A 23,636-nucleotide genomic window follows, 5' to 3' on the forward strand; every position below is an offset into this window, starting at 1 on the left:
GCTTGGGAGGACTTATGCGGCCGGACTTGTTTACAGGCCCCGCGCAGCGGGACGATCGCCATCGCATCCTGGCGCGGCTGGCCAATGGCGGCAGCGTGCCAGTCCCGGCCCGCCAATGGAGCGGGTGGAGTGCGGCGCAGCGCGCCCGTCTGGCGGCCATCGCGACGCTGCTCGCCGTAGCCGCCGCAAGCTGGGCCTGGCTTCAGGATGGCAGCCCGGTCCATGGGCCTACGCCGGAACTGCCGCCGGTATCGGCGTTGCCGGCCGCACCATCGCAGGCCTCAACGCCGGGGCACGCCGAGCGCGATGCCGCGTCGTCCCAGGCTGCGACGATCGTCAACGCTGTGGCGCCGCAGGGCGAACCTGCCGTCACACCGCAACTGTCCACGCCCGGCTTGACCACCACCGGGCCATCCCTCCCGACCGTAAAGCCGGCGCACCCACGTTCCGCCAAGGCGCCAGGTGCGCCGCGCAGGCAGCAGCAAGCCGCAACCGCGCTACCGGAAAGCGATGAAGACGTCACCCTGCTGGCGGCAATGCTCAAGCATGCCAAGCCGCAGAAGCCTTCTCCTACCCCGCCAAAGGATTGATGAAAGCCGCCATGGCCTGCAAGGCGGCATCCGGCAGTTCGATGTGTGGGCTATGGCCGCAGCCGGGCAAGAGCAGCTGGCGGGCGCCAGGCGTGCCCCTTTCAATGGCATCGAGTTGCGCGCCGGAGCCGTAATGATCTTCGCTGCCCTGCATTGCCAGCAACGGACAGGCTATCGCCGGCAGCAGGTATTCGATATTCCATTGCCTGAACCAGGGCGACAGCCAGGTATCGGCCCAGGAGGAAAACACTTGCTCGGCCTTGTCGCCGTGATAGCGCGCCAGTGCCCGCATCTTGCCGGCGCTGTGGGCCGCCAGCACTGTTTGGATGCCCTCGATCGTCACGTCTTCGACAAACACGTGCGCAGCAGCGGTGAGCACCCCGCGCAAGCCCTGCGGCCGTCCCGCCGCATAGATCAAGGCAATGCTGCCGCCATCCGAGTGTCCTACCACGATATGTTCGCGGCCCGGTGCCAGGCGCTCCATCACTGCCGGCAGTTCGGCCAGCGCAAACTGGTGCAGGTAATGAATGCTGCGCAGCGCCGGTTGCGGCGAAGACTGCCCGTATCCCTGGCGCTCGTAGACCATTCCTGCGCATCCCGTGGCGGCACAGAGCCGCTCCGGGAATTCCTTCCACATCCTGATGCAGCCGAGGCCTTCGTGCAGGAACACCAGCAATGGCTTGCTCAGATCGCCCTCGATCATCTCATAATGCAGTTGCGCGCTACCCAGTTCCAGCGTTGGCATGCGTGGCTCCTAGTGCAAGGCAAAGTCGACGCGGGCAGCGGCACCGGCTTTGGGCGCAACAAGGAAGATGCGTTCCGGCGGCACCTGGCCCTGCTTTACCAGCCAGTCCTTGGCCGCCTGCGCACGGCGGTTGCCGAGGGTGATGAAATCGTCCTGTTCCAGCTTGGTATTGGCCATCATCAGCTTTTCCATTTCATCCGCAGGGAGCGATTTGGCAAAGCCCAGCGCGTTGCGCGGCTTGACGAAGGTCTCGTCCTTGTAGGCACGCTCCAGCAAGCCGGCGTATTCCTCCCTGGCCACCACTACCCCGCCTTCCGGCAGCGCCGCACCGCGCGCCTGCAGGTCGCGCGTCTTGAGCTGGCGCAGCTTGCGTTCCAGCGCCACGTGCTTGAGCGCTTCCAATTCCGCCGCGTCATCGAAGCGGCCGGTAATATCCAGCTTCAAGCCAGGGCGCTCGGTCAGCGCCTTGGCCAGCGACTTCAGCTTGCCTTCCGATGCGGGCAGCAGCGCAGCGCGCCCCTGGTCGAATTCCAGCATCGACAACTCCTCGCCGCCGCCAAACAGGGAGCCTATCAGGGCGAATGGCGAAGTGACGGTCTTCATGATGGCGTTGCCGATCACCTTGAGGATGATCCCGCCCAGCGAGAACTGAGGATCGTCCAGCGATCCGCCAATCGGCACGTTGATATCGATCACGCCATTGCGGTCGCTAAGCAGTGCCACCGCCAGGTTCACGGGCAGCCTGGTGGCGTCAGGGTTCGTGCTCTCCTTGCCGAAAGTGAGCTGATCGAGCACCAGGCGATTCTCGGCTTTCAACTGGCGGTTCTGCAGCGCGTAGGCCACCTCGAACGTCATCTTGCCTTTCTCGATGCCATAACCAACGTATTTGTCCGCATACGCCGACAGCTGCGACAGTTCCATGCCGCGCACCTCCGCGCGCAGGTCCAGCGAAAGCTCCTGCTTCAGCGGGTGCACACGGCCGGCGATCAGCAGCGGCGCGCCGCTGACGTTGCCGCGCAGGTCTACGTTTGCATCATGCGCCGGATCCGACGACAGGCCGTTTACCGTGCCACCCAGGTCCTTCAGGTTGGCCGTGTAGTTTGGCTTGATGAAATTGTCGGTAAAGCGCACGCGCCCGCCGGAAAGCAGCACCTTGCCAATGCGGATCGGCGGCAGCGGTTCCGCAGACTTGGCCGCAGTCGCCTTGGGCGCAGCAGGCGCGGCGGCTGGCGGCGGCGCTGCCTGCGTCACCTCTTTCGCCCTGGCCTTGGCATCCTTGACTGCCTCGGCGCGCGTGCCCGCCTCGGTCAGGCTCTTGCCCTCTTCGCCTTCCTTGCGCATCACGTCCTGCACGTTCAGGCGGCCGTTCGGGTCGATGATGACGCGGGCGAAGAAATCATCCAGCGCCACGCGGTCGATGTTCAGGGTGAACGGTTTGAAGTTCACCTCCATGCCGCCAAAGGCCAGCGTTTTCCAGCTCAGGAAGTCGTTCGAGCTCGATTTGTCGACAGTGGAAAGCCGGTTCACGCTGACGTCGCCCTTGAAACCGCCGGCCACCGCACCGTCCTTGCCCGTTTCAAGCCGCAGGCGCGCCTTGCTGGAAACGTCAGCCTGCAACAGGCGCAGGTTGACGTAATCGGTGACATAAGGCTGCAAAGGCAGCAGGTCGAAATTCTTCAGCTCCAGCGCCAGATCCGCACTCAGCGGAGATGGCGCAAGCTTGCCCTTGATTTCCAGCTCGCCTTTATTGACGGCGGTTCTCAGCGCCACTTCGGAAGCCGCGCCCGGTGCGTTGGAATAGCCTTCAACGGTCAGAGACAGCGGCGACAGCTTGAACACGGTCGGTTCGTCACGCAGGTCCTCACGCAACTTCGCATCCCAGTCGGCAATCTCCACCTTGCCGATCCTGATCTGCGTCGTGCCTTCGCCTGCCGGCTTGGCTGCCGCCTGGTCGCCGGCTGGCTTGCCGGCCTGCTTACCCTGGTGGACGTCGATTTGCGCACTGCTCGAATTGACAGACGCGATGTCCAGCGTATGTTTGGCGCCGTCGAAAGCGATATCCTGCACAAGCAGCCCAAATTTCGCCAGGTCGGCGCGCAGGTTGCCCTGCGGCGTATCATCGGCATAGCGCAGCGCCGCCCCGTTGACAGCCAGTTCCTTGAGCAGCACGACCGGCCCGGTGGCTACCGGCTTGGCCGCAGGCACAGGCGCATCTGCCGGCGCAGGGGCGACGGCAGGCAGCAACTGATCCAGGTTCAGCACCCCATCCTTGCTGCGTTTGACATCGAGTTCCAGCCCATCGATGCCGACCTTCGCGATCTCGAAACGCTGCGCCAGCAGGTCCAGCTTGCCCAGCTTGACCTTCAGGGCGTCCAGCCTGGCCACTTGCGTGCCGTCGAGCTGCTGCAACTGCGCACCGGACAACGTCGCCTCCCCGCCCAACACCAGCGATGCCGGTTTTTCCTTTGGCTGCACCACGGTCAGGCTAAGCTGCGCCTCCAGGTGTGCCGACGGCAGCTTGAAGCCCGGCTTGAACGGCAGGTACCCCAGGTAGCTGGTCAGGTCGGCCTTATCGAGCTTCAGGTCCAGCGCATAGTCTTTCGGCTCGGCGAACGGACGCGCCTTGCCCTTCAGGAGCAGCGGCGCGCCATTGATATTGGCGCTGAACAGCGGCTCCACGAAAATCGTCACATCCGCGGGAAGCGAGGAGACAAACGGTAAACCCAGTTTCAGGTCCTGCACCTTATGCGTCACTCCAGCCGGTTTGTCATCGAAGGACAAGCTGCCCTCCTCCAGCTGGATGTTATTGACCGAGAAGCGCGCCGGCTCAGGCGACGGCGGCTGGCTCGCGATCAGTTTCAGGATGTCGTCGATGTTGTAGCGGTTATCGGCGTTGCGCGCCAGGTGCACATAAGGCCTGGTCAGCCGGATTTCCTGCACGACTGGCGCCATTTTCGTGACGGATTGCCACGACAGGTCCGCTCCCAGCCGGTCAAAGCTGGCAAAAACAGTGCTGCCATCCTGCTCCATCATCTTCAGGCCGCGCACCGAGGCGGCCAGCGTAAACGGATTGAACGAGACTTCCTCGATGCTGAGCTGGCGATGCAGTTTTTCCGAGGCCTGCTTGGCCGCTTGTGACTTGACGATGGCCGGCACGGCGAGGAAGCCGATGCCGGTGTAGGCAAGCAGCAGCCCGGCCAGGGTGCCGGGAACAAGGTATTTCAATGGTGGGATCTTCATAACCCGTTATTGTAATCGCACACGCCTTGCGGGAAGATCCGGGAGAGCCACGCTTTTTGCGCATCGCTGAACCTTATTGCAGGCCCATAAGTCCCGTCAGTATAGGCCTTCGCAAGGGGTTTCAGCCGGCATTTGAAGGTGTCGCCACGGATCGATTCGCCGGCCACCATGCGCGGGCTGGCATGGATCGGGAAAGCCTGCGTGCAGGCGCCAGGCTTGCCGCCATCCAGGATGCCGGCCCAGGCCTGCGGACCGGAAGCCAGCACGGTGCCGGCGCTGTCCACGCAGCGGTCGGCAAATTCGGCCGGCGCGCCGCCGCTGGAAAGATACTTGTCCAGCACCGATACCGCCTGCATCACCTGCCCCGAAAGATCCGTGTCCGGCCTTGCAAACCAGACAACCTGCCGCTTTGCTTCGCCCGGGTTAGCCGCCAGCAGGCGGGCGCGAATCGAAAACGCCTGCCGTGCATTGTGCATGTCCAGTTCCGCCTCGCGGTACGGACGCAGGTCGATCATCGGTATGCCAAGCCGCTTGCCGGTGAACACATGGCCGGAATCGAATGCCGCGCGTATCGCCCCCTGGTTGCCCTCCCGGCGCTGCGCCGGTGTCCCGGCCGGATCGCGGCAAGCCGCGCTACGGTGCATATTGGCCGAATCGAAAGGATCGCTGTCAGGCTTATACGGCACGAAATCGCGCTGTTCCTTCCAGCTTCCGGCGCAGGCGTTCAGCCGCAGGAATTCATCGGCACCAAGTTTGCCCGCTACCAGCGCGGCAAGGCCATACTGCACTCCCACATTGTCCAGCGGGATCGGCGCGAAACCTTCTGCATCCGAACCATAGAACTCCTCCAGGTCGTTCCAGTGCGTCCACTTCACGCCGGCGAAAGCTGCCGGCGCATAACCATAAAAGGCAATGGCCTTGTCGAATTTACTGTCGCGGAAATGCGGGTTCAGCACCGTCGGCATCGCAAAGCGCCAGCCATTGATGCACTCGGTGGTGCCGGGCTTGCCGGTAAAAGGATTCTTCACGGTGTCGCTGGCATTCATGCCCTGCACCAGCGACTGGCGGCTCCAGGTCGCCCACGGCGAATTAGGATCGCGCGCCACCTCGTCGCGGAAGTATTGCCCCAGCAATGGGCAGTCGGAAACCGGTATCGATTGCGTCACCATGTCCGGATAGGACTGCACCGGAATACCCGCATCGAGCAGGCCGGGGCGATTTTGCGCAAACATGTACTGCTGGACCGCCCCGCCCGAGCCACCGATGCCGATCGTATACAGCGGCTTGCCGTACTTCTCGACGAAGTAAGCCTTGGTCTGCGCCGCCGTCTCCTCGGCCAGCCGCATATTGTAGTGAACGCCGCTCTCGTTGCCGGAGGAATTGGCGATCGCATAGCCCTGCGCCAGCAGCTTCGGCATCAACTGCTTCTCCGAGCCGTTCAAGGCATCGCTGAACCACATTGCCGTGCCTTGCTGGTGGCCGATGCCGACACCGCCGCGCATCCAGTAAACCAGCTTGTGGTTCCAGGGCGCACGCTCAAGCATCGCAATCGTGTAGATGAAACGGTTGATGGTGCCGGCCTCCACGCGCACTACAAACGGCACCACCGTGCCATTCACGACTACCGTCTTGAGATCGGCAGGTGGCGATTGGTAGCCGTTCCCGATATCAAACGGCTTGAAGCCCGTGCCGGTGTAGTAAAAATGCTGGATGCGCGGCTTGATGGCGCACTGGCTGCTGTAACCGGCCAGCTTGCCGGCGTCATCGCGCACGGGATGGCCGATGCCCTGCTGGTTATCGACCAGGGGCTGGCCGAGGCCCGACTCCACCGTCCGGCAAATGAAGGGTTGCTGCTGGCGTGGTTGCTCGTGCGATTGCGGGGTGCTGCATCCTGCCAGGGTGATAGCCGTCACGACGGCCAATATCCAAGCTTTCATGGCGCCTCCTCCTTGCCAGCCAGTGTAACCCGGCCATTGCGATCGTGCCTATCGCTTGCCTGCCGGCTCCTGCGGCCGATACCACAACTCGCTGCGTGCCAGCGGTGTTTGCGGCGGCAGGTCTGGATTGGGAATGCGGAACAGGCGGCGCCGCGCCAGGCCGGAACGCTTGATCAGCGGACCCTTGTAGGTCATGAACAGCGCCTGCAGCGAACCATCCTGCACCATCGCCTCCAGCCCCGCCTCCAGCCGGTTCGCCAGCGCCTCCCCTTCCGCATCGCGGCGCGTGAAGAAGTAGCGCGCCAGCGGATAGTAAAGCGCGAGGTCAGGCTCCACCTCGAAGCCGAAGCGCTTGTGCCATCCATCGTATTCGCTCAAGGCTTCGTCGACGGAACGTGACAGGGCATCGAAGCGCCTGACTTCCAACATGGAGAACAAACCGTCGTAGTTATTTCCTTCCACCACCTTGAAGCCACCGGCCTGCAGGATGCCGATATCGACCCAGCCCTTGCCTTGGCCAATGCTAAAGCGGCGCAGCTGGTCGAGCGACTTGACCTCGGCGAACCGGGGCAAGTCCTCGTGGCGCACCAGCAGCAAGCGGTAGCCGATCAGGCCTCGATCAACCGGAATGCGCACCGGGCGAAATTGCTGCTCCAGTTGCGCCGACGTGGCCCGCACAAAAAGATTGATCGAGCCTGATCCTGCGGCTTCGGTCGTCACCCGTGCCGGCGACATGAATTGGCTGGCCTGGCGCAACTCGTAGGGCCCGAACCTGGCGCGGGTCTTCTCGAGCGCCGTGCGCAACACCTCCCAGTCGTACAGGTAACGGCTGTCATGCTCGGACTCCGGTCGCGGATAAACAACCTGCTGCGGCGCCTTGGCGGGGTTTGCAGCCGCCGGCTGCGTGGTCGACAAGGCCAGGAATAGCAGGCTCAAAAACATGGCGCGTCCCGTACGCCGGGCCCTGGTCTTTTTCATGCGGGTGAGCTTAACCCGAAACGAAGAAACTTGACTAGAATGTCATTCTAGAACAATATTCTAGACATGACCCAAGCCGACCGAAAATCAGCCATCCTGTCCGCCGCCCTTGCCGTGTTTTCCGAAAAAGGCATCGAGGCCACGTCGATCGACGACATCCGCCAGCGCAGCCAGTCGTCGGTGGGCAGCATCTACCACCACTTCGGCAACAAGGAAGGCATTGCCGCCGCGCTGTTTGCACAAGGGCTGGATAGCTACTGGCAGCAGATCAAGGCCAATGTGGCTCGGGCCGGAAACGCCGAATTCGCCATCCATGCCATCGTCAGCACCCACCTGAACTGGATCGTGGAGCAGCCGGACATGGCGCGCTTCCTGTTCGCCCGCCGCCAGGCCGTGAGTGCCGAACATGACGATGCCATCCGCCAGCGCACGGCGAGTCATTTCAAGGAGGTGTTCGAGAAGTTGAAGCCATGGTTCAAGCAGGGCGTGCTGCGCCGGATGCCCATCGAACTGTACGGCCCCCTGCTGCTCGGCCCATCACAGGAACTGGCGCGCAACTGGCTGGGAGGGCGCGTCGGCTTCAATCCGCTTAATGCAATTGATGAATTGAGCAGCGCCGCCTGGCGCACGCTCGCCACCAATCCATCCCACACCGGCGTCGCCTACGAAGGATCAAAACGATGAGCGCCACCCGCTTCACGCTGCAAGCCCAGGACGGCCAGCAACTGGCCGCCTACCGCCACGATCCGCCGCGCCCCGCCCGCGCCCAGGTGGTGATCGCCCCTGGCATGGCGATTCCCCAAGGCTTCTACGCCGCCTTCGCCGCCTTCCTGGCAGGATTGGGCTACCGTGTATGGACCTTCGATTACCGCGGCATGGGCGAGTCCCGCGAAGGACCGCTGCGCCGCTGCAAGGCCGACATCACGACCTGGATTGCGCTCGATCTCGAATCCGTCGTGCAGCACGCCGCGCGGCATGACGCCGCGCTTCCCCTGTTCTTGCTCGGCCACAGCCTGGGAGGACAGACCGCGCCACTGCTGCCGTCCATCGGCAAGGTAGCGGGCTTGATCAACATCGCCGTTGGCAGCGGCGCCACGCGCCACAACCAGCCGCGCATCCAGCGTACCGCGCCGTTGCTGTGGCACGTCCTGACGCCGCTGTTCTGCAGGGTGCTCGGCTACTTCCCCGGCAAGCGGCTGGGCATCCTTGGCGACATTCCGCGCGGCGCAATGATGCAGTGGCGCCGCTGGTGCCTCACGCCGGATTACCTGCTCACCGGCGAACCCGGCGCGCGCGAAGCCTATGCCAGCGCCAGCTTCCCGGTACTCGGCCTCACGTTCGGCGATGACGAACTATTGCGCGAATCAGGCTCGCGCATGCTGCACGAGGCGTACACCAGCGCAAAGGTTGATTACCGCGTGCTCAGTCCCGCCAGTTTCAACCAGGAGCGCATCGGCCACTTCGGCTTCTTCCGCTCGCACCAGGAAAAAGTCCTGTGGCCACTCGTCGGCGAATGGCTCGACCAGCACTGCTGATCAGAGTCTTCGGACTTGGGTGAGTTGGCAATTTGGTAAAATTCGGTGCATGAATCCGACCATCACCTACTCCGTTGAAGCGGACGTCGGCATCGACGAATTCCGCCATCTTTTGCACGCATCTGGCCTGGGCCGCCGCCGCCCTCTGGACGACACCGCGCGGCTGGGCGCGATGCTGGCGAATTCCAACCTGATCCTGACCGCACGCATGGATGATGGAAAACTGGTCGGCATCGCGCGCGCCATGACGGACTTCTCGTTTGCCTGCTACCTGTCCGACCTGGCGGTCAGCGACGAGGTGCAAGGAAAGGGCATCGGCGCGCGCCTGATCGAAGAAATGCGCGCGCATCTCGGTCCAACGGTCAACCTCATACTCAGTTCAGTCCCGGAAGCAGTACCCTTCTACCAGCGCATCGGCATGGCCGCATTGCCCGACTGTTTTTGGTATCGGCGGGAGTACTAGCAAGCGCCTGGTGATCATAGATTCCAAATCGGATCGCATCATTGGCACCATCTGGCATTTCCGCTCAGTACCCTACTTTAACGCGCGCGAAATCGGTTACACCATGTTCTCGGCCTAACTCCGGGGCCAAAGCATCGCCACCCAGGCTGTGCGGTTATTGGTGCGCCATTTGTTCGAAAGCCTGCTGATAAACCGGCTGGAGATTCGCATGGATTCCCGCAACCTGGCTTCCGAACGTGTCGCCATCAAAACAGGCTTTACCAAGGAAGGGGTGGCGCGGGGAGCCAACTTCGTGCGCGGCAAGCACATCGACATGAATGTTTACGCATTGCTACGTTGCGAATTACTCGACTGAATGGGCCATACGATTGTTGACAGCTTATCTTCCCGCCTCCTCCCACCTTGATGAACCTGGGGCCGATGCGATCTCGTAAATCACTTTCGCCTGTTCAGCCAATAGCGCGTTGAGTTCTATGCGCCATCATCCCCTTAGCTCTCCAACGGGCTCTGGGGCCGCGCCAAGGTTTTCGGCCCCGGCAATCGACTGTCGACTTGCCGATTCCTGCAGCTCCAGCGTCCATCCGAGGCTGCGCCCTTCCGCGCTTTAAAAAAACGCGTGAAGGCTGGGCACTTGTCGAGGAAAGCCATGCAACTTGCAGTTGAATTCGATAAACGTCGGTATGCCGCGCTATCGTGGATCGAGGCGCGCGAATTCTGCAAATACCGCGCCTTTGGGAATGCTGCCGATTGCCCCGCCATCCTTCTTTGCAGCGTACCAGGTGCAGCTCTCCATGGCCCTAGTGACTCCAACATAAGCGAGCCGCCTCGCCTCCGCACGTTGCGCCTCATCGTAGCTTCCAAGCCCTGCCTGCGCATAAAGGAAGTTCTTTACCGGGTTGGTACCATCGTAGTTGCAATCTCCGAGCAGTACCACCGATTGTGCCTCGAGCCCTTTCGAGCCGTGGATCGTCATGAGTTTCGCCTTCTTCCCCCAAGACCTATTCGGAGAGCCGCTAAGCTGCGTAAGGACGGCCCTGCTCCGCGCAAGCACCAGCATAGGGTGGCTTTCACTGGCTTTCGTTCGCTCGATTTCCGACGATATGTGCTGGCGGATCTCGGCGTACGGCAAGTCCTTCTTCGCTTCGAAAATTCGTACGGGCGTGGCAGAGTCTGCCCATTCCCCCTTCGCTCGACAGGTCTTGCTTTCCATTCCCGGAACGCCGGCCAATACGGACTCTGCACATCGCAGTATGCAATCACTGCTCCGGAAGTTCTCTTCCAAAAGGATCTTTCCGTGAGAGATTGCGGGGAAACTATCCTTGAACCGCACGAAAAATTCAGGCGAACTGCCCCTCCAGCCATAAATGGACTGGTAATCGTCGCCAACGCAAGTAAGCGACCCTGCCATCCCCCGCTTGACCAGCTCTTTTTGGCATCCACGCACCCATTTGACAATCTGCGGTGAAACATCCTGAAACTCGTCAATCATCAGGTGCCGCATGGCCCCGAGCACCTGGGAGGAGACCTTCGAAAAGTTCTCCGGATTGTCTTCAGAGAACCGGGCAAAAAGCTGGTTGAACGTGCAGATTCCGCGCTCTTCCAATACAGCCTCGAAATACGGCCAGAACAGGGCCGTGGCACGCATGAAGTCGATATCTCGCCCCAGGTTGTTATCCTTGGTCACTTTAGCTGATGAGAGCGTGTCTGCCACGGGCAAGCCGAGGTTTTCGACGAACTGGGCAAGGCCATGGAAGCCCTTGACGATGGATTTCGACTTGAATTCGCCCGGGGCGATCATGTTGAACATGAGGACCTCGCTCCGCTTTTCCTCGTCGTCGGCCAGCCATTTCAGAGTGGCACGCAAGGCGGTCAACTGATCCAAGTCATCGATCCAGACAATCGGCTTTTCGCTAATCCCTGCCAGGAGTTTACGCTTTGTGTTGATGTTGCCAGCCGAAGGCACGTCATCAAATGAGGTGCCCTTGTAGAACTGCGCGCCGCCAAGGACAATGTGAGCCCCGATTTGGGGTACGTAGCCGTTGACCCAGAATTCCTGCGAAAACTGCGAGGACACAGAAATCGCTGTCGTCTCGGCCACGATTCCGGGCAGCGGCCACACGCCGGGGGCGACTTCCGCACTCCACTTGATGTCGAGCGCCTCGGTCATCTTTTTGTCCACTTTTGCAATTTTGGCGATGTTACCCTGCGTGCTCTTGTCCGTCGCGCGTCGGGTCAGCGTCAATCGCTGCTTGAAAAGCTTGACGACAAGGCCGTGGAACTCCTCGTTCCTGCTGAATGCCCGTTCGTAGGCTATGCGAAGAAGGTCGTCGAGATTATGCGTATCCGGGCTGTCATCGACGATGTCTTCGCGCCTGGAAGCAACCGAAGTTGCCTCCTGTTCGCTTTCATCCTCCAGCTCGTCTTCTTCGCTCAACTCGAGGAAGTTTTCGACATCGACGTCCCGCACTGGTCCTTTGCGTTCGCGATCCAATAGCTCCAGTACCTTAGGCGGGGGCGACATGCTCTGCCGCGCCATCTTCAGCACCATGGAATGGAATGTGCGCACAATGCTTCTCGCATCGGTTTCTGAGAGGTCTACTCCCCATTTTTTCATGGATTCGCGAAGTTTCTTCACGAAGTCCGCGCGGCTATCCTTGGTAAAGGTGAAAACCGAAATGCGGCTACGGTCAATTTCACGATACAGGTTGAGGGCGATGACTCGCAAAACGAGGGACGAGGACTTTCCTGAGCCAGCTCCCGCAATGACGTAGGTAGCGGGATCGTCGGCGAGTATCATTTTCCATTGCTGGGGCTGTGGCGGATATTCAACCCGCGCTTCCACGTCGCGCATGAACTCGTCGCGAATTTGGCTCGTGAATCCGATGGGAGTTGGACTAACAACCCATTTTGCCCGCTCGCGCGCAGCCTCCCGTTCCTTACGTTCGGACTCTTCGGCAGCGGCACGAATTCGCTCGGCATGTTCGAGCCTTTCGAACTCCCGGCCTTCGGCAAATCCCCGCCTGTAGGATGCTTCGGCATTGGCTTTCAATACCTCCGCATCGCGATGCAGCGCGTTCTCGACCTCTTCCCGTTGCGTCCGACTACTTTCTCGCAATTCCTCTAACGCCATCCTCGAATTGCGTCGGACCGCGGCCAATTCGTGCTTATGCCTCTGCACGGATACGAGTGAAAGTACATCCAAAAAAGCATCGAATAGAGACATGAGAACCTAGTTTGCTAACTGATGGCAATATAGTATCGCAGGGCGGCGCTCGAGCCCAATCCTTCAAGGTCTGTAGGAAATGCCTACCGTGGTGGGAATATTGGAGGAATAATCAAGTGAAAACGACCCCGCGACTTCTCTCGGGGCCATTCAAGAGCAGCTGGTGCCAGAACGTCATGGCGCTCTGCCGTCGGAATTTATTTGGCTGGAGCCAGCGTTGGAAACAAGGCGCCCAGCATCCCATTGATGACCACATCGGCGCCCATGTCTTCGAACGCATTGGCCACGGCGAGCACGCCGCTGTCCTGTTCGGGGAATAAAACGACTACCGCAAGCCAGTTGCCATCGGAACCCTGGTGCACCAGTGCCGGTCCCTTGCGTCCGGCGATTGACGCTTGCACTCCCCAGTCGAGCCCTGCCCCACTACCCGGCTGGGCCGTCTGCATCAGCGTATAGCTGGCTGGCAGCAACAGCTTGCCCCGTCCTTTAGCGCCAGCCAACTGGTCGAGACTGAAACGCGCCCAGTCAGCGAGGCTCATGTGCAGGAATCCAGCCGGCGCATACATGTCCGGCACGCCATCGGCTTCCTGCTTGACCTCCAGTTTCGGCCTGCCTTTGCTGTGGCCGCGGATCTGGCCGTCGTGGGTCGCACCGCTACCTGCTGTGGCCATGCCTAGCGGCCCGAAGACTTCAGCCTGCATCAACTCGTCGTAAGGTTTTCCAGTGGCGCGTTCGGCAATGGCAGCCGCGATCAGGAATCCAGTGTTACTTTCCGCATCACCAGCACGCCAGCAGCGGGGACCTTGGTGCCGGCCATGGCCCTGGCCAAGACGGCATCGAGCTTGTCCGCAGCACTAGCGGGCATTGCAGTGGTCAGGATCAGGGCCGCAGCGGCGGCGAGGAAGCGAAAGCGCATGTTCTCTCCTTCATGTTGGGCTATTGCCAATGAAACAAAGTCTACCGGCGATCCGATTACGCCCACCCATTACGTGCGACGAACTGCAATATCAGTCGCCTGAGCCGTCACTTTTCGATCGCAAACACGGCTTACGGAATAGAACGTCGCCAGGAGCGATCCCCAATCCTGTCTTCCGGAAGTCGCTGTATCTCAGGCCGCGCTTCCCTCACCTTGACCAAGCAATGCGTAGGTCTTTGCCCCGCGTGCTCCCACAACAAATTGCCAGTGGTGATTCGCTGGGTTTGCTCCAAAGGCTTGGAAGCGGAAAATATCCAAAGAGTGGGAATGTACTTCGTGCCAACGACTAAACAAAATGCTATCCTGCCTGCAATCCAAATCTTCCATCGAAAAATATGATCGAAATTGCAGGTCTCATTCTTGGCATTGTTGGCATTATCTTCGCCTTTGAAACACCACGACGTTGTGTCGTTGGTATTTTTGTTCGGGGATCGAAAATGCACTCTGACCGCGACCTTACAATTCCTGTAATTGATATATGCCGCAGGGGCATTTCAGTCAAAGAAATTGAGCCAAATAAATTACTTTTTGACATCCCTTATTGTGCTGGAAAGAACGCTAATGCTCATAATGTAAAGTTGCGAACTGCAGTTCTGCTCTGCGAGGGACCTGAAATCAAACTTCTTGCACCTTTTGGGGATGATTTCCCAGATGGGATTTCGCTGACCTACGAGTTGGGAAAATGTATTACCTACACCTTATCTCCCTTAAAATGCGAGCAGCTTCCGAATCTCTACATTGTAATTCGTGGGACGTACACCTCAGAGAAAAACGATAGAATCTTTCAAGTCTTCGATGTTTTCAAATTCAGTACTACCACAAATAGCTGGATTCGTACGTTAGGTGTAGAAGACAAACGAATTCGCGCATTCGTTAACGAAGACGGTTCGACTGAAGCCGCTAACGCATAAGCTCGTCATCACCTGCAAACCCCTTGCCATGCTAGCACTCGAATTGCTTTTTGATCAACTTTGAAGAGAAATTCAATGCACAAACATAGGATTGCAGTCGAAGCAACCTCAAAGGCAAAATCGCAGAAATCGGCTTCTTTCTCGGCCATATTCTTCGGGTTTCGGACGCGATTGTCAAAAAGCGTCTATCTCAGGATTTTCCAATTAGCTCTGATCTAGATGAGCTTAACTTCTTTTTTAGCGCGTATCTTAACTCGATTCAAGCACTTAAAGATGCAAGCGAGCTAGCAATGGATATGAAAAATACTTGGGAAGAGCTTTCGCCAACGTACGGAAAATTCATCTATTACAGCCGAACCGCTACCACGCATGACGGATCACTCCCAACAAACGCGGGACAAGGGCTCCAGACCGACATCGTAGGCCCACTTCGACGTGTTGACAGCAAAGGAAAAGTCAAAGAATTTGAGCCGCCACTGGAAGACGCAGCAATGCTGAGCCGAAATATAGCCTGTGAAGTTCTTCAAAGCATTAAGGCCATGCTTATTGAGAAAGGGGCTGATATCCCATCCCCGAGTCATGCAGATCTTATTGACCATTTGGAGGCGTCGATTAACAGCGACAACTTCATACCGCACTTCGTGAAGCAAATGATGCTGGAAAACCGTGATGAAATCTCAAGCTCACCAAGTGCTGCTAACTTCAACTACGCACGTGACACTCTAAGCGCAATTGAGACCGTAAGAAAACGATTTGAGCTGCCAATTAAGTGAGCCGCCACCTGCCCCGCTGCGCCCACAAAGGCCAGCCCCATGGCCTCCCCTATCCCCACTGCCCAAGCGCTTCACCACGGACCACTATGCGCAAATAAACGCCCCATGAAAAGCAAAAACCCAACCGGGTTAGGGCTGGGTTCTTGGCATGCTGCTGTATTCTGGCTCCCCGACCTGGACTCGAACCAGGGACCTGCGGATTAACAGTCCGTCGCTCTACCGACTGAGCTATCAGGGAAAAGAGGCCGCATTATATCGACCCATTTCCGATTTGCCTAGTCTTGGCCATTCATTTTTTTTGAACCGGCCCCGAATCGGTGTTTTTCGCCATGCGGCGGTCGCAGACATCGACCTTCCAGGATTCCGGCCACTGCTCGTCCTCGATAGCGTCTCCCAGTTCCTGTCGCTGCTTAAGGTAAGTATCCCGATCATTGGCGCGGCAAGCGTAAGAGGCATACTTGTTGCGGTTGTGGACCTGGTCCGGATAGCGCCGCAGCATGTCTTCAAAGCCAGCCTTCATCCGCTTCCAGTCCGGATCGCCCGGCCGGCCAAACTCAAACTCGTCGTCATAGTCCCGAATCCAGAACAAGCGCGCATACATGGCGCCGCCTTCACTCCGCTGCGACAGGCCGGCTGCCCGGCGCGCAAAGCGTTCGTATTCGCCTGGCGCCCCACCCCACTTGCGCTGCTTGGCGCGAGACATCGAAAAATGGATCTGCTGCGACTCCGGGAATGCCTTGACTGCGTCATCGTAAGCCGCGTCAAGGCGGTCCCGCGCGACGTTTGAATCAATCAGGACGTCGATGTAAGTGCTATGCCACAAAGGGCAGTTGCCCGCCACCGCCTTGGCGTCCTCCAGCCTTGCGCGAGCCTTCGCCATCCTTTCGCGGAACAATTCCCAGCCTTCTGGCGGCACGCTGCCGGCATATCCGCCGCCTCGGCCGTGCCAAGCGTATGCTTGCCAATACAATGCTTCGAGCAAAGCCTGCGCCGGCGAATCAGGCGACTTGCTGCGCCACGCGCGCAACGTCGTCCCCACGCCGCTCCAGTCCTTCCACGTGTTGAACTGCCTCACGAATGTACGCGAAAACACCAGGATTTCCGGCTGCCCGTCGGGCAGGCGGGTGTCCTCCGCGCACAATGCCAGCAGCAGCCGGTCAAGTTGTTGGTAGTCTTGCTGGTGCCACATTGCCGTCAATGGCATGCCTCGCAACCAGATAATGGTCTCCATCAGACACAGCTTGCTGACCACATCGTCCTGGCATGGCGCATCCTTTGGGACGCCCGGCAAGACTGGCTTGGGCAATATCGCCTTCAGCAGAGGGGTCGCGGCGTTACAAGTAAAGCTGGCTGCACACAGTAAGGCAATCGACAAAAGGCGGGCAAACGCATTCATTTGGCGGCTCCTTGCGGTGGCGTTCAGTCAGATTACCCTATCTCTTCCGAGCCGGAAAACAAAAAAAGCGGCCCGCAGGCCGCTTGTATTGATAAAGCCACGCGCTCGCGCGGCGGCTTTACCGGAGGATCAGAACGAACCCTTGAACTGCACGCCAAACTGACGTGGCTCGTTGACGAAGCCGGTCAGGTTGTTGAAGTCGATGGCGCCGGTGACGCGGCGCTGGTCGGTGATGTTGCGTGCAAAGGCTGCGACTTCATACTTGCCGCCGGCCCAGTTGTAGCCCACGCGCAGGCCGCCTTCGGTCAGCGGAGCGCCGGTGAATTCAACTGCTTCGTACAGGAAGAAGTTCACCTTCGAACGGTAGGACCAGTCGGTCACCACGAACAGGTTGCCTTCTGCCAGCGGGTAGTTGTAGCGGGCGTTCAGGTTGATGATCCACTTTGGAGCCTGCGGCAGCGCGTTGCCGTCGATGACCACGCGGCCGGACGAGTTGATCGGGTCCAGGATGGTGCACTGCGCGCACTTGTTCACGGACAGCGAAGGATCGCGGATCTCGGTGAAGTTGTACGAGGCGCTGGCGGACATCTTGAAGTCGTTGGTGATGAAGCCTTCGATTTCGCCTTCGATACCACGGCCCTTGGTCTTGGCAGCGTTAATCAGCTTGGTGACGTTGGAGTTGCCGCCAACAACGGTCAGCTGCTGGTTCTTCACGTCGTAGTCGTACACGCTCAGGGTTGCGCGTGCGCGGCGGTTCCACAGGTCGGCCTTCACGCCGGCTTCGATCGAAGTGATGGTTTCGGCGTCAGCCACGGTGATCGGCACCGCGGTGGAAGCGGCGGCGATCGATGGCGCGCGGAAGCCGGTTGCGTAGCGGGCGTACAGGCTGACATCGTTGTTCAGCTTATAGGTGCCGCTCAGGTCCCAGTTGAACTTGTCCTTGGATTCGGAAACCGATTTAGGACCAACCAGCGTGGTGCCGGTGGTTTCCAGGGTATCGAAGTCCTTCTTGTCTTCGGTGTAGCGCAGGCCGCCGCGCACGGTGAACGCGTCGTTCACGGCGTAGTTCACGGAACCAAACAGCGCCCAGGCTTCGTTCTTCTGCTGCGATTTCACGCGCGAGGTACGGTCGCCGGCAACGTTGAAGTTATCCTGGCCTGCCACTGCCTTCTCGTCGAAGTAGTACACGCCTGCCTGCCAGTTCATCGGGCCGGTGTACTTGGACTCTACGCGGAACTCCTGCGAGTACTGCTTGATGTCCGGTACGAAGGCTGCGGTGGCAACCTGGAACGGCACTGCTGGCGCGTCGCCCGGATTGCCGCCGTCGATGTCGCCGCGCGAGTTGTAGCGAGCCACGGTCTCGTAGCCGGTGATCGAGTACAGCTTGTGCGCGCCCAGGTCCCAGCTCATGCGCACATTGGCGCCCTGGGTCTTCAGTTCCTGGTCTTCACGGCCGTTGATAGCGATCTTTTCCGGATCGAAGCCGTCGGCGAAGGTATTGGAACCCTTCTTGATGATATTGGCGCGGAACAGGCGCGAGCTGCCGGTGGTCTGGCGCTGGTGCACGTTGAACAGGGCGTTGAACACGCCGTTCGGCTGGTACAGCACCTGCACGCGTTCAGCGTGTTCGTTGTAGCCTTCCAGCGCATCTTTCTCGCCGGTGTAGGTGTTGTCGACGAAGTCGTCGCGGTGCTGGCGCAGGGTCGAGACGCGCAGGGCCCACTCTTTCGACAGCGGCACGTTGGCGGCGGCTTCCAGGTTGACGGTAGCGTCGGTAGCGTAGGAAACGTTGTAGAAGCCTTCCACGCCACGCAGGCTTGGCTTGGCCGATTCGAACTTGACCACGCCGGCCGGGGTGTTACGGCCGAACAGGGTGCCTTGCGGGCCGCGCAGCACTTCCACGTTGGCCAGGTCGAACATCGGGTAACCCTTCAGGATCGGGTTTTCCTGCACGACGTCGTCGTAAATCAGCGAAACCGGCTGCGAGGCGAACACGGCGAAGTCGGCATTACCGTAGCCGCGAATGTAGAAGCGCGGGAACACACGGCCGGTCGACGATTCGACGTTCAGCGATGGCGTCTTGCCCGCCAGGACGCGGATGTCCTGGCCGCCGGACAGCAAAATGTCCAGTTTTTCGGCCTTGATCGAGGACACGGACACCGGCACGTCGCGGATATTTTCGGCGCGGCGCTGTGCGGTAACGGTCACTACTTCCATTTGGCCGGCTGGGGCCTGGGTTGCTTCCTGGGCCATGGCGGCCATCTGCACAGTAGCCAGGCTCACCAGCACGTGCATCTTGGACAACTTCATCATGTTCTTTCCTTGTGGGCGGTTTGATGGATGTCCCCTATTCTCCCCACAGGTTGCGGTCTGTCGCCGCAAAATAGCGGGCATTATATACCCACTATAATTTTTAGACACTATTCCGTGACCGTCAGCGTGCTATTGGAGGCTCCCGCATAGAACACCACCAGCTTGAGCGGAACCTTGCCAACGTTGCGGCCGTTATGCAGCGTATTGACCACTTCCGCCAGCGCCTGGCCCGCCTTCAGGTGCTTCACCGAGCCATCCTTCAGGCTCACTTCCAGTTCGCCTTCCAGGATATAGGCAAACGAGGCAACAGGATGCAGGTGCCAGCCCGTCTCCGCTCCGGGAGCGATCTCGATCAGCATGGCCGTCACCTCAGCCTGCCCGTTCGGGTATGCCAGCGCTGCACCATTCCAGCTCGTAGGCGTCTGCAGCAATCTGGTGACTTTGACGGAAGCGCTCTGTTCCAGCGCAAAAGCAGGCTGGGCAGCGAGGAGGGAGATCGCTGTAACGGTTGTGGCGAAAATTTTCATGGATGGCTCCGGTTGGTAGATGCCGTATGATAGGCACAAGCCAAATAAAAAAGGCTTTGCGAGCGATCGCAAAGCCTTTTTTTAATGCGGTGCCAAGAGGTTCAAGCCAGCGCTTCCTTCGCCGCTTCTTCCGGCGTCAAGCCGTCATAGAACAGGTCTGTGAACCACTCAATCTGTTCTTCGATATGGTCCTGGGCCTGCTCCACCGTGGCGCCGCCCTTGACCAGGAAACCTTCCACCTCGATGCACCACTGGATCAGTTCCAGGGTTTCCGGATCGAGTTCTTCTTTCTTTTTTGCCATGTCATCCTCCCGCGCAATGCAAAAAGCCCAACCGAATGGCCGGGCTTTCAGTACCAAGCCATTTTACCACCTACGCCCGCATTAAACGCCTGTCGGCGGCGGTCTGCGGGCACATGCCATGCAGCGGGACTGGGGGACGCCGCTGCGGTTCGACGATGCCTTCGTCGTTATCGAGCAGATTGATCAGCGATGCCAATACCAGTTTTTCGTCCGGCGATTCAGCCTGCAATGCAAGGTCGCGCGCAAGGTCGCGCAAGCGCCATTGCAGTTCCCGGCTCGCCACGTCCTTTTCGAATAGAAGAAGGCTGTCGGATGCAGCACCGAATGGCATGGGCTGCAAATAACCATCCAGGCCGGTACTGACGAAGGCGCGCTGGATCTTGCGCACGCGCTCCTGCGTCGCTCGCAAAAGTTTGCAGGTTCGCTCGGATTTCGCCGCCGGGCCATCAATCAGGCGCTCGCCCAGGTTAAGAATGGCCGCAATGCGTGCATACAAACCCGGCACGCTTTCGCCTGCCCGCCAGGCCGCTAACTCCGGCGCCACGACACCGTGCGGGCACTGACGCAAGGCGCCTGAAACGGCAGCCAACAGTTCCGGCGCTTGCTCACCCGGCACGATTTTCAGCGCCAGCTCCGCGCGTTCCAGCGCATGGTCTTTTAGCAACAGCCCGGCGATCATTTCGGCCACGGCGACTGCCTGCCCCGGGCCGCTAATCTGTTGGCCGCAGACCTGCCTTGGATAGCCCGTGCCGTCGTAACGTTCATGATGTTCAGCCACCGCACGCCCGACGGATGGCGGGAAGGATTCCAGCTGGTCGATCAGCATCTGGCCGGTGCGCGGGTGTACCACGACGTGCGCCCATTCATGCGGCTGCAAGCGCTTGCCGCGCGCAAGGAAACGGGGATCGACATACAGCTCGCCGATATCGTGCAGCAGGCCGGCCAAGCCCGCCGCCATCTGGTCCTGTTCATTGAGGCGCAAAGTCTTGGCCATGCAAATGGAAAGCATGCTGACCAAAACCGCATGTTCAAGCGATGGCCCGCCGGCCTTGTCCGACGCGGTCAACATCAGCGCCATCGCATTGCCGAATTCCATTTGCCGCAATACCTGCAGGGTCGAATTGCCGCCAGCCGGCACGCTGCGTAGCAGGCTGGATACAGGAGCACTGACATCGGCCAGCCTCTCGGCCACTTGGGCAACCGCCCGGGAGTCCACGCCATCGGTGATGCGGATCGAAGCTTCGAAGGGCCGCATCAACTTATGTGCGATCAGTTTTTCGCGCAAGGCTCGCGTGACGCGCGTGCCCTTCGACACCAGCTTCATGCCGCGCACATCGAGGATGTCGACAATCACCTCAACCGACATCTGTTCGGCAACGTCCATCACCTTGTCCAGGTAATGGGTGTTCACCGAGGCGTTGATGTGAGTGGGTTTCATGTCAAATGTCCAATCGTCAAACTTCACAAACTATCATATCACAAGTTTCCGCACGGCACTATTTATTTCTTTTTGATAATTTTTAAATGTTTGCAGGTTGGAACGATGTGCAAGAGAATGTCGAGCGAAAAATAAAAAACTAGCCGCACCAGTGGAAGCCGGTGTAATTCCGACTTCATTCAACTGACTTCTGGACTGGTTTCCGAATACAGAGCAGAAAGACCATCTCATGTTATCGACCGCTATTAAGGGCCGGTGCACAGCCGTTTTGCTTGCGCTACTCTGCGCCAGTGCGGGCGCGCAGGAAAGCAACCACCCTCCCCAGTTCCTGCGAGATCCCGTCCTGGGCCTGCGGTTTCGAGCCGACGCCAAGCTTGATCTTTTGCCTGAGGATATACGCGCACTGTGCATGCCAATGGCCGACAATGAAACCTGGGCCACGCGCGAATGGATATTCGGTGTAGCAACGCATTCCACAGCGACGTATTACCTCGTTAACGGGTATTCCAAACGCCGCAACCCCAAGCCAGGCCAGCGCCTGTATTTTCAGCACATTGACGGCGGCGTTTATAAGGTCGCCGGCAAGGAATGCAATGGCGATCCGGCGCGAGAAACGTTTGTGGCGCGCGACCCAAAGCAGATTCCAAGAGAAGTACTACAAGAACTCGCCCAAGATCTGGTAACCCGCCTGGCACGCGCCGCCGGAAGCACACAACGACTGCGTGCAGAAATCAAGAAGCAGCGCATCGACTTTCATCGATTGTCGCCCGAGATGCAAGAAGCGTTCAAACCCTACTTTGGGCCCGCACATTAAGCCTGTCGGCGGCAGCCCACCCTGGGGCAGTCGTGTGAGTGGCCGGTCTATGTTGAAAAATATCGCCGGGCTTTTACCGAGAAACCGAAGGCGTAAATCCAGTAAATAAAGACAAGGAAAACGACCACCGCAAGCGAGATCCAAAGCGGCGCGCCGTCGCCCGAGCCTGCGACGCTGAATGCGATGCATAGCAAGCTCGAAGAGACGCCAAGCGCAGCAATGAGTATGACTGCGACAAACTCGCACAAGCGATTACGGCGGTATCCGCAAACAACCACCACCCCCATCGCTAACAGCAGGACCACGCGGGGAGCGATGCCTTCCGCGATACTTTTACCACTTTCCAACCGTACCGGATCAAATAGCTGGAAGAAGCCGAGGAGCGCTACCAGCACTGCTATCCAGGCAAAAAACCTGTACATTGAAACTGCCACCGGTTTGGAAGGAAGCAGATCGTGCTCCGCCTGCACAGCGGCGCTTGGCTGGGAATATGGATTATCGGTCACGGTACGGTCTTCCAGTAGTCGAGAAAAGAAACGACACCATGAAAAAAGCCCAACCGGTGAAGGCTGGGCTTTTCAGTGTTCTGGCTCCCCGACCTGGACTCGAACCAGGGACCTGCGGATTAACAGTCCGTCGCTCTACCGACTGAGCTATCAGGGAAAAGAGGCAATATTATAACCGTCGTTCCTGCTTTTGCAAAGCCTATTTTAGATCACATGCCGAGGGACTTCAAAAGCTCGTCGGCGTCATCCGACGAGATGGCCTCGGCCGGTGCTGCAGCAGCCTGGGCAGCCTGCTCGCGCTCCAGCAGGGTATCCGGATCTTCGGCCTCGGTCTTCTCGAAATCATGCAATTTAATAAACTCGGTGCGGTCGATCGCCAGTTCGAGGTAGAAGATATTGTTACGCTCGGTGAAGAAGGACACGCGGCGCATTTCCGGACGGTCGAGCGGGGTATCCACGCTCAGCGTCACCTGCTTGTTCAGCACCAGCATTTTCGGCTGGTTCTGGGTAATGTTGGTGTGCAGTTCGCTGCGTACCTTGCCAGTGAAGTCGCCAACGATCTGGTTCATCAGCTCGCCCATGATGTTCGCCACTTCGTCGGAAGTGAAAGAACTGGCCAGTTCGGATTTCGGCATGCCCATGCTGAGCATGTAGCGTTCGTAAATCTCCATCGCCGCTTCGGCCGAGAAGTTCAGTACAACCAGGCCGGTAAAGCCGCCGTCGAACAGCACGAAGCAGCCAATATCAGGTTTCAGGCCGACCTTGGTAATACGCTGCACCATGGCCGAGTAGGTAATCCGGCTTTGCGACGCCACGTTCAGCACGCGGGTGACCGACGAGCACAGGGTGGTCAGCAAGTCCTCGGTTCCGTACACCACCCGTTCTTCTTTTGTAATCATTCTTCAAATGCTCCGGATTAAATCTGATAGATAACTTGAAGAATAACTGATTCCACCCCAAAAGCAAAAA

The 23,636-nt window shown here is 59.2% G+C and carries 22 protein-coding genes and 2 tRNA genes; 8 read left to right on the forward strand and 16 right to left on the reverse strand.

The features are described from left to right. The first annotated feature begins 14 nt into the window (after nt 1-14). Nucleotides 15-590, forward strand: coding sequence for a hypothetical protein (locus ACN9M3_RS22880; RefSeq protein WP_426163004.1), 576 nt, complete (start codon nt 15-17; stop codon nt 588-590). Here ACN9M3_RS22880 and ACN9M3_RS22885 read toward each other — a convergent pair. The 4 genes from ACN9M3_RS22885 to ACN9M3_RS22900 are packed head-to-tail and all read right to left on the reverse strand — an operon-like array spanning nt 571 to nt 7,490. Then, nucleotides 571-1,335, reverse strand: a complete 765-nt coding sequence (locus ACN9M3_RS22885) for an alpha/beta fold hydrolase (RefSeq protein WP_426318724.1) — start codon at nt 1,333-1,335, stop codon at nt 571-573. The two genes, ACN9M3_RS22880 and ACN9M3_RS22885, sit on opposite strands and share 20 nt — an antisense overlap. 9 nt (nt 1,336-1,344) lie before the next feature. Continuing rightward, nucleotides 1,345-4,560: a DUF748 domain-containing protein gene (locus ACN9M3_RS22890; protein WP_426318725.1), complete on the reverse strand. Its 3,216-nt coding sequence runs from the start codon at nt 4,558-4,560 to the stop codon at nt 1,345-1,347. A gap of 11 nt (nt 4,561-4,571) precedes the next feature. Next, on the reverse strand, nt 4,572-6,512 hold the full coding sequence (locus ACN9M3_RS22895; protein ID WP_426318726.1) for a DUF6351 family protein: 1,941 nt from the start codon (nt 6,510-6,512) through the stop codon (nt 4,572-4,574). Nucleotides 6,513-6,560: 48 nt separating this feature from the next. Further along, nucleotides 6,561-7,490 (reverse strand): hypothetical protein, encoded by a 930-nt coding sequence (locus tag ACN9M3_RS22900; protein WP_426318727.1) that lies wholly within the window; start codon nt 7,488-7,490, stop codon nt 6,561-6,563. 66 nt (nt 7,491-7,556) lie between these two features. Between ACN9M3_RS22900 and ACN9M3_RS22905 the strand changes: the two genes are divergently transcribed. From ACN9M3_RS22905 to ACN9M3_RS22920, 4 genes are all read left to right on the forward strand, one after another. Then, a complete protein-coding gene (locus ACN9M3_RS22905; protein ID WP_426163016.1) occupies nt 7,557-8,174 on the forward strand; it encodes a TetR/AcrR family transcriptional regulator in 618 nt (205 codons plus the stop codon). Next, nucleotides 8,171-9,025, forward strand: coding sequence for an alpha/beta fold hydrolase (locus ACN9M3_RS22910; protein ID WP_426318728.1), 855 nt, complete (start codon nt 8,171-8,173; stop codon nt 9,023-9,025). The genes ACN9M3_RS22905 and ACN9M3_RS22910 overlap by 4 nt, the downstream gene beginning before the upstream one ends. A 49-nt stretch (nt 9,026-9,074) precedes the next feature. Continuing rightward, nucleotides 9,075-9,488 (forward strand): GNAT family N-acetyltransferase, encoded by a 414-nt coding sequence (locus tag ACN9M3_RS22915; protein WP_426163021.1) that lies wholly within the window; start codon nt 9,075-9,077, stop codon nt 9,486-9,488. Nucleotides 9,489-9,621: 133 nt separating this feature from the next. Beyond that, entirely contained in the window at nt 9,622-9,843 is a 222-nt protein-coding gene (locus ACN9M3_RS22920; RefSeq protein ID WP_426323837.1) for a GNAT family N-acetyltransferase, read from the forward strand. A 333-nt stretch (nt 9,844-10,176) separates the two neighbouring features. Here the strand turns inward: ACN9M3_RS22920 and ACN9M3_RS22925 are convergent, their stop codons facing one another. From ACN9M3_RS22925 to ACN9M3_RS22935, 3 genes are all read right to left on the reverse strand, one after another. Then, on the reverse strand, nt 10,177-12,618 hold the full coding sequence (locus ACN9M3_RS22925; RefSeq protein WP_426318729.1) for a UvrD-helicase domain-containing protein: 2,442 nt from the start codon (nt 12,616-12,618) through the stop codon (nt 10,177-10,179). 290 nt (nt 12,619-12,908) lie between these two features. After that, nucleotides 12,909-13,466: a serine hydrolase domain-containing protein gene (locus ACN9M3_RS22930; RefSeq protein WP_426323839.1), complete on the reverse strand. Its 558-nt coding sequence runs from the start codon at nt 13,464-13,466 to the stop codon at nt 12,909-12,911. Further along, nucleotides 13,463-13,627: a hypothetical protein gene (locus ACN9M3_RS22935; protein WP_426318730.1), complete on the reverse strand. Its 165-nt coding sequence runs from the start codon at nt 13,625-13,627 to the stop codon at nt 13,463-13,465. Before ACN9M3_RS22935 ends, ACN9M3_RS22930 begins: the two co-directional genes overlap by 4 nt. 395 nt (nt 13,628-14,022) lie before the next feature. Here ACN9M3_RS22935 and ACN9M3_RS22940 point away from each other — a divergent pair, with 395 nt between their 5' ends. Both ACN9M3_RS22940 and ACN9M3_RS22945 read left to right on the forward strand, forming a co-directional pair. Next, a complete protein-coding gene (locus ACN9M3_RS22940) occupies nt 14,023-14,598 on the forward strand; it encodes a hypothetical protein (protein ID WP_426318731.1) in 576 nt (191 codons plus the stop codon). Nucleotides 14,599-14,888: 290 nt separating this feature from the next. After that, nucleotides 14,889-15,371, forward strand: a complete 483-nt coding sequence (locus ACN9M3_RS22945; RefSeq protein ID WP_426318732.1) for a hypothetical protein — start codon at nt 14,889-14,891, stop codon at nt 15,369-15,371. 162 nt (nt 15,372-15,533) lie between these two features. On the opposite strand, the gene ACN9M3_RS22950 is transcribed toward ACN9M3_RS22945, so the two are convergent. From ACN9M3_RS22950 to ACN9M3_RS22975, 6 genes are all read right to left on the reverse strand, one after another. Further along, nucleotides 15,534-15,609, reverse strand: a tRNA-Asn gene (locus tag ACN9M3_RS22950). 51 nt (nt 15,610-15,660) lie between these two features. Continuing rightward, nucleotides 15,661-16,767 (reverse strand): hypothetical protein, encoded by a 1,107-nt coding sequence (locus ACN9M3_RS22955; RefSeq protein WP_426318733.1) that lies wholly within the window; start codon nt 16,765-16,767, stop codon nt 15,661-15,663. 129 nt (nt 16,768-16,896) lie between these two features. Then, nucleotides 16,897-19,080, reverse strand: coding sequence for a TonB-dependent receptor (locus tag ACN9M3_RS22960; RefSeq protein WP_426163031.1), 2,184 nt, complete (start codon nt 19,078-19,080; stop codon nt 16,897-16,899). A 107-nt stretch (nt 19,081-19,187) separates the two neighbouring features. After that, a complete protein-coding gene (locus ACN9M3_RS22965; RefSeq protein ID WP_426163033.1) occupies nt 19,188-19,607 on the reverse strand; it encodes a cupin domain-containing protein in 420 nt (139 codons plus the stop codon). 101 nt (nt 19,608-19,708) lie between these two features. Then, on the reverse strand, nt 19,709-19,909 hold the full coding sequence (locus tag ACN9M3_RS22970) for a hypothetical protein (RefSeq protein WP_057259495.1): 201 nt from the start codon (nt 19,907-19,909) through the stop codon (nt 19,709-19,711). 70 nt (nt 19,910-19,979) lie between these two features. Beyond that, nucleotides 19,980-21,347, reverse strand: a complete 1,368-nt coding sequence (locus tag ACN9M3_RS22975) for an HD-GYP domain-containing protein (protein ID WP_426318734.1) — start codon at nt 21,345-21,347, stop codon at nt 19,980-19,982. A 229-nt stretch (nt 21,348-21,576) separates the two neighbouring features. Here ACN9M3_RS22975 and ACN9M3_RS22980 point away from each other — a divergent pair, with 229 nt between their 5' ends. Then, complete coding sequence (locus ACN9M3_RS22980; RefSeq protein WP_426318735.1) at nt 21,577-22,161, forward strand: hypothetical protein; 585 nt, start codon at nt 21,577-21,579, stop codon at nt 22,159-22,161. A gap of 47 nt (nt 22,162-22,208) precedes the next feature. On the opposite strand, the gene ACN9M3_RS22985 is transcribed toward ACN9M3_RS22980, so the two are convergent. The 3 genes from ACN9M3_RS22985 to ACN9M3_RS22995 all read right to left on the reverse strand — a co-directional run bounded on the left by ACN9M3_RS22985 (nt 22,209) and on the right by ACN9M3_RS22995 (nt 23,566). Continuing rightward, nucleotides 22,209-22,667 carry a hypothetical protein gene (locus ACN9M3_RS22985; protein WP_426318736.1) on the reverse strand — a complete coding sequence of 153 codons (459 nt, stop codon included), beginning with the start codon at nt 22,665-22,667 and terminating at the stop codon, nt 22,209-22,211. 81 nt (nt 22,668-22,748) lie between these two features. Continuing rightward, nucleotides 22,749-22,824: transfer RNA gene (locus ACN9M3_RS22990), tRNA-Asn, on the reverse strand. Nucleotides 22,825-22,876: 52 nt separating this feature from the next. Beyond that, the gene (locus tag ACN9M3_RS22995; protein WP_426163044.1) at nt 22,877-23,566 is read right to left on the reverse strand and encodes a DUF3334 family protein; all 690 of its coding nucleotides are present in this window, start codon (nt 23,564-23,566) and stop codon (nt 22,877-22,879) included. Nucleotides 23,567-23,636 lie beyond the last annotated feature (70 nt).

This window comes from Pseudoduganella sp. R-43 (genome assembly GCF_049913255.1).
Taxonomy (GTDB): domain Bacteria; phylum Pseudomonadota; class Gammaproteobacteria; order Burkholderiales; family Burkholderiaceae_D; genus Rugamonas.

Excerpts from the sequence above, each read along its gene's own strand:
- ACN9M3_RS22885 (WP_426318724.1), bottom strand. The coding sequence starts at position 1,335 with ATGCCAACGCTGGAACTGGGTAGCGCGCAACTGCATTATGAGATGATC.
- ACN9M3_RS22970 (WP_057259495.1), bottom strand. The coding sequence starts at position 19,909 with ATGGCAAAAAAGAAAGAAGAACTCGATCCGGAAACCCTGGAACTGATC.
- ACN9M3_RS22940 (WP_426318731.1), top strand. The coding sequence starts at position 14,023 with ATGATCGAAATTGCAGGTCTCATTCTTGGCATTGTTGGCATTATCTTC.
- ACN9M3_RS22900 (WP_426318727.1), bottom strand. The coding sequence starts at position 7,490 with ATGAAAAAGACCAGGGCCCGGCGTACGGGACGCGCCATGTTTTTGAGC.
- ACN9M3_RS22955 (WP_426318733.1), bottom strand. The coding sequence starts at position 16,767 with ATGAATGCGTTTGCCCGCCTTTTGTCGATTGCCTTACTGTGTGCAGCC.
- ACN9M3_RS22880 (WP_426163004.1), top strand. The coding sequence starts at position 15 with ATGCGGCCGGACTTGTTTACAGGCCCCGCGCAGCGGGACGATCGCCAT.
- ACN9M3_RS22910 (WP_426318728.1), top strand. The coding sequence starts at position 8,171 with ATGAGCGCCACCCGCTTCACGCTGCAAGCCCAGGACGGCCAGCAACTG.
- ACN9M3_RS22895 (WP_426318726.1), bottom strand. The coding sequence starts at position 6,512 with ATGAAAGCTTGGATATTGGCCGTCGTGACGGCTATCACCCTGGCAGGA.
- ACN9M3_RS22995 (WP_426163044.1), bottom strand. The coding sequence starts at position 23,566 with ATGATTACAAAAGAAGAACGGGTGGTGTACGGAACCGAGGACTTGCTG.
- ACN9M3_RS22965 (WP_426163033.1), bottom strand. The coding sequence starts at position 19,607 with ATGAAAATTTTCGCCACAACCGTTACAGCGATCTCCCTCCTCGCTGCC.
- ACN9M3_RS22935 (WP_426318730.1), bottom strand. The coding sequence starts at position 13,627 with ATGCGCTTTCGCTTCCTCGCCGCCGCTGCGGCCCTGATCCTGACCACT.
- ACN9M3_RS22960 (WP_426163031.1), bottom strand. The coding sequence starts at position 19,080 with ATGATGAAGTTGTCCAAGATGCACGTGCTGGTGAGCCTGGCTACTGTG.
- ACN9M3_RS22945 (WP_426318732.1), top strand. The coding sequence starts at position 14,889 with ATGGATATGAAAAATACTTGGGAAGAGCTTTCGCCAACGTACGGAAAA.
- ACN9M3_RS22905 (WP_426163016.1), top strand. The coding sequence starts at position 7,557 with ATGACCCAAGCCGACCGAAAATCAGCCATCCTGTCCGCCGCCCTTGCC.
- ACN9M3_RS22975 (WP_426318734.1), bottom strand. The coding sequence starts at position 21,347 with ATGAAACCCACTCACATCAACGCCTCGGTGAACACCCATTACCTGGAC.
- ACN9M3_RS22915 (WP_426163021.1), top strand. The coding sequence starts at position 9,075 with ATGAATCCGACCATCACCTACTCCGTTGAAGCGGACGTCGGCATCGAC.
- ACN9M3_RS22980 (WP_426318735.1), top strand. The coding sequence starts at position 21,577 with ATGTTATCGACCGCTATTAAGGGCCGGTGCACAGCCGTTTTGCTTGCG.
- ACN9M3_RS22925 (WP_426318729.1), bottom strand. The coding sequence starts at position 12,618 with ATGGCGTTAGAGGAATTGCGAGAAAGTAGTCGGACGCAACGGGAAGAG.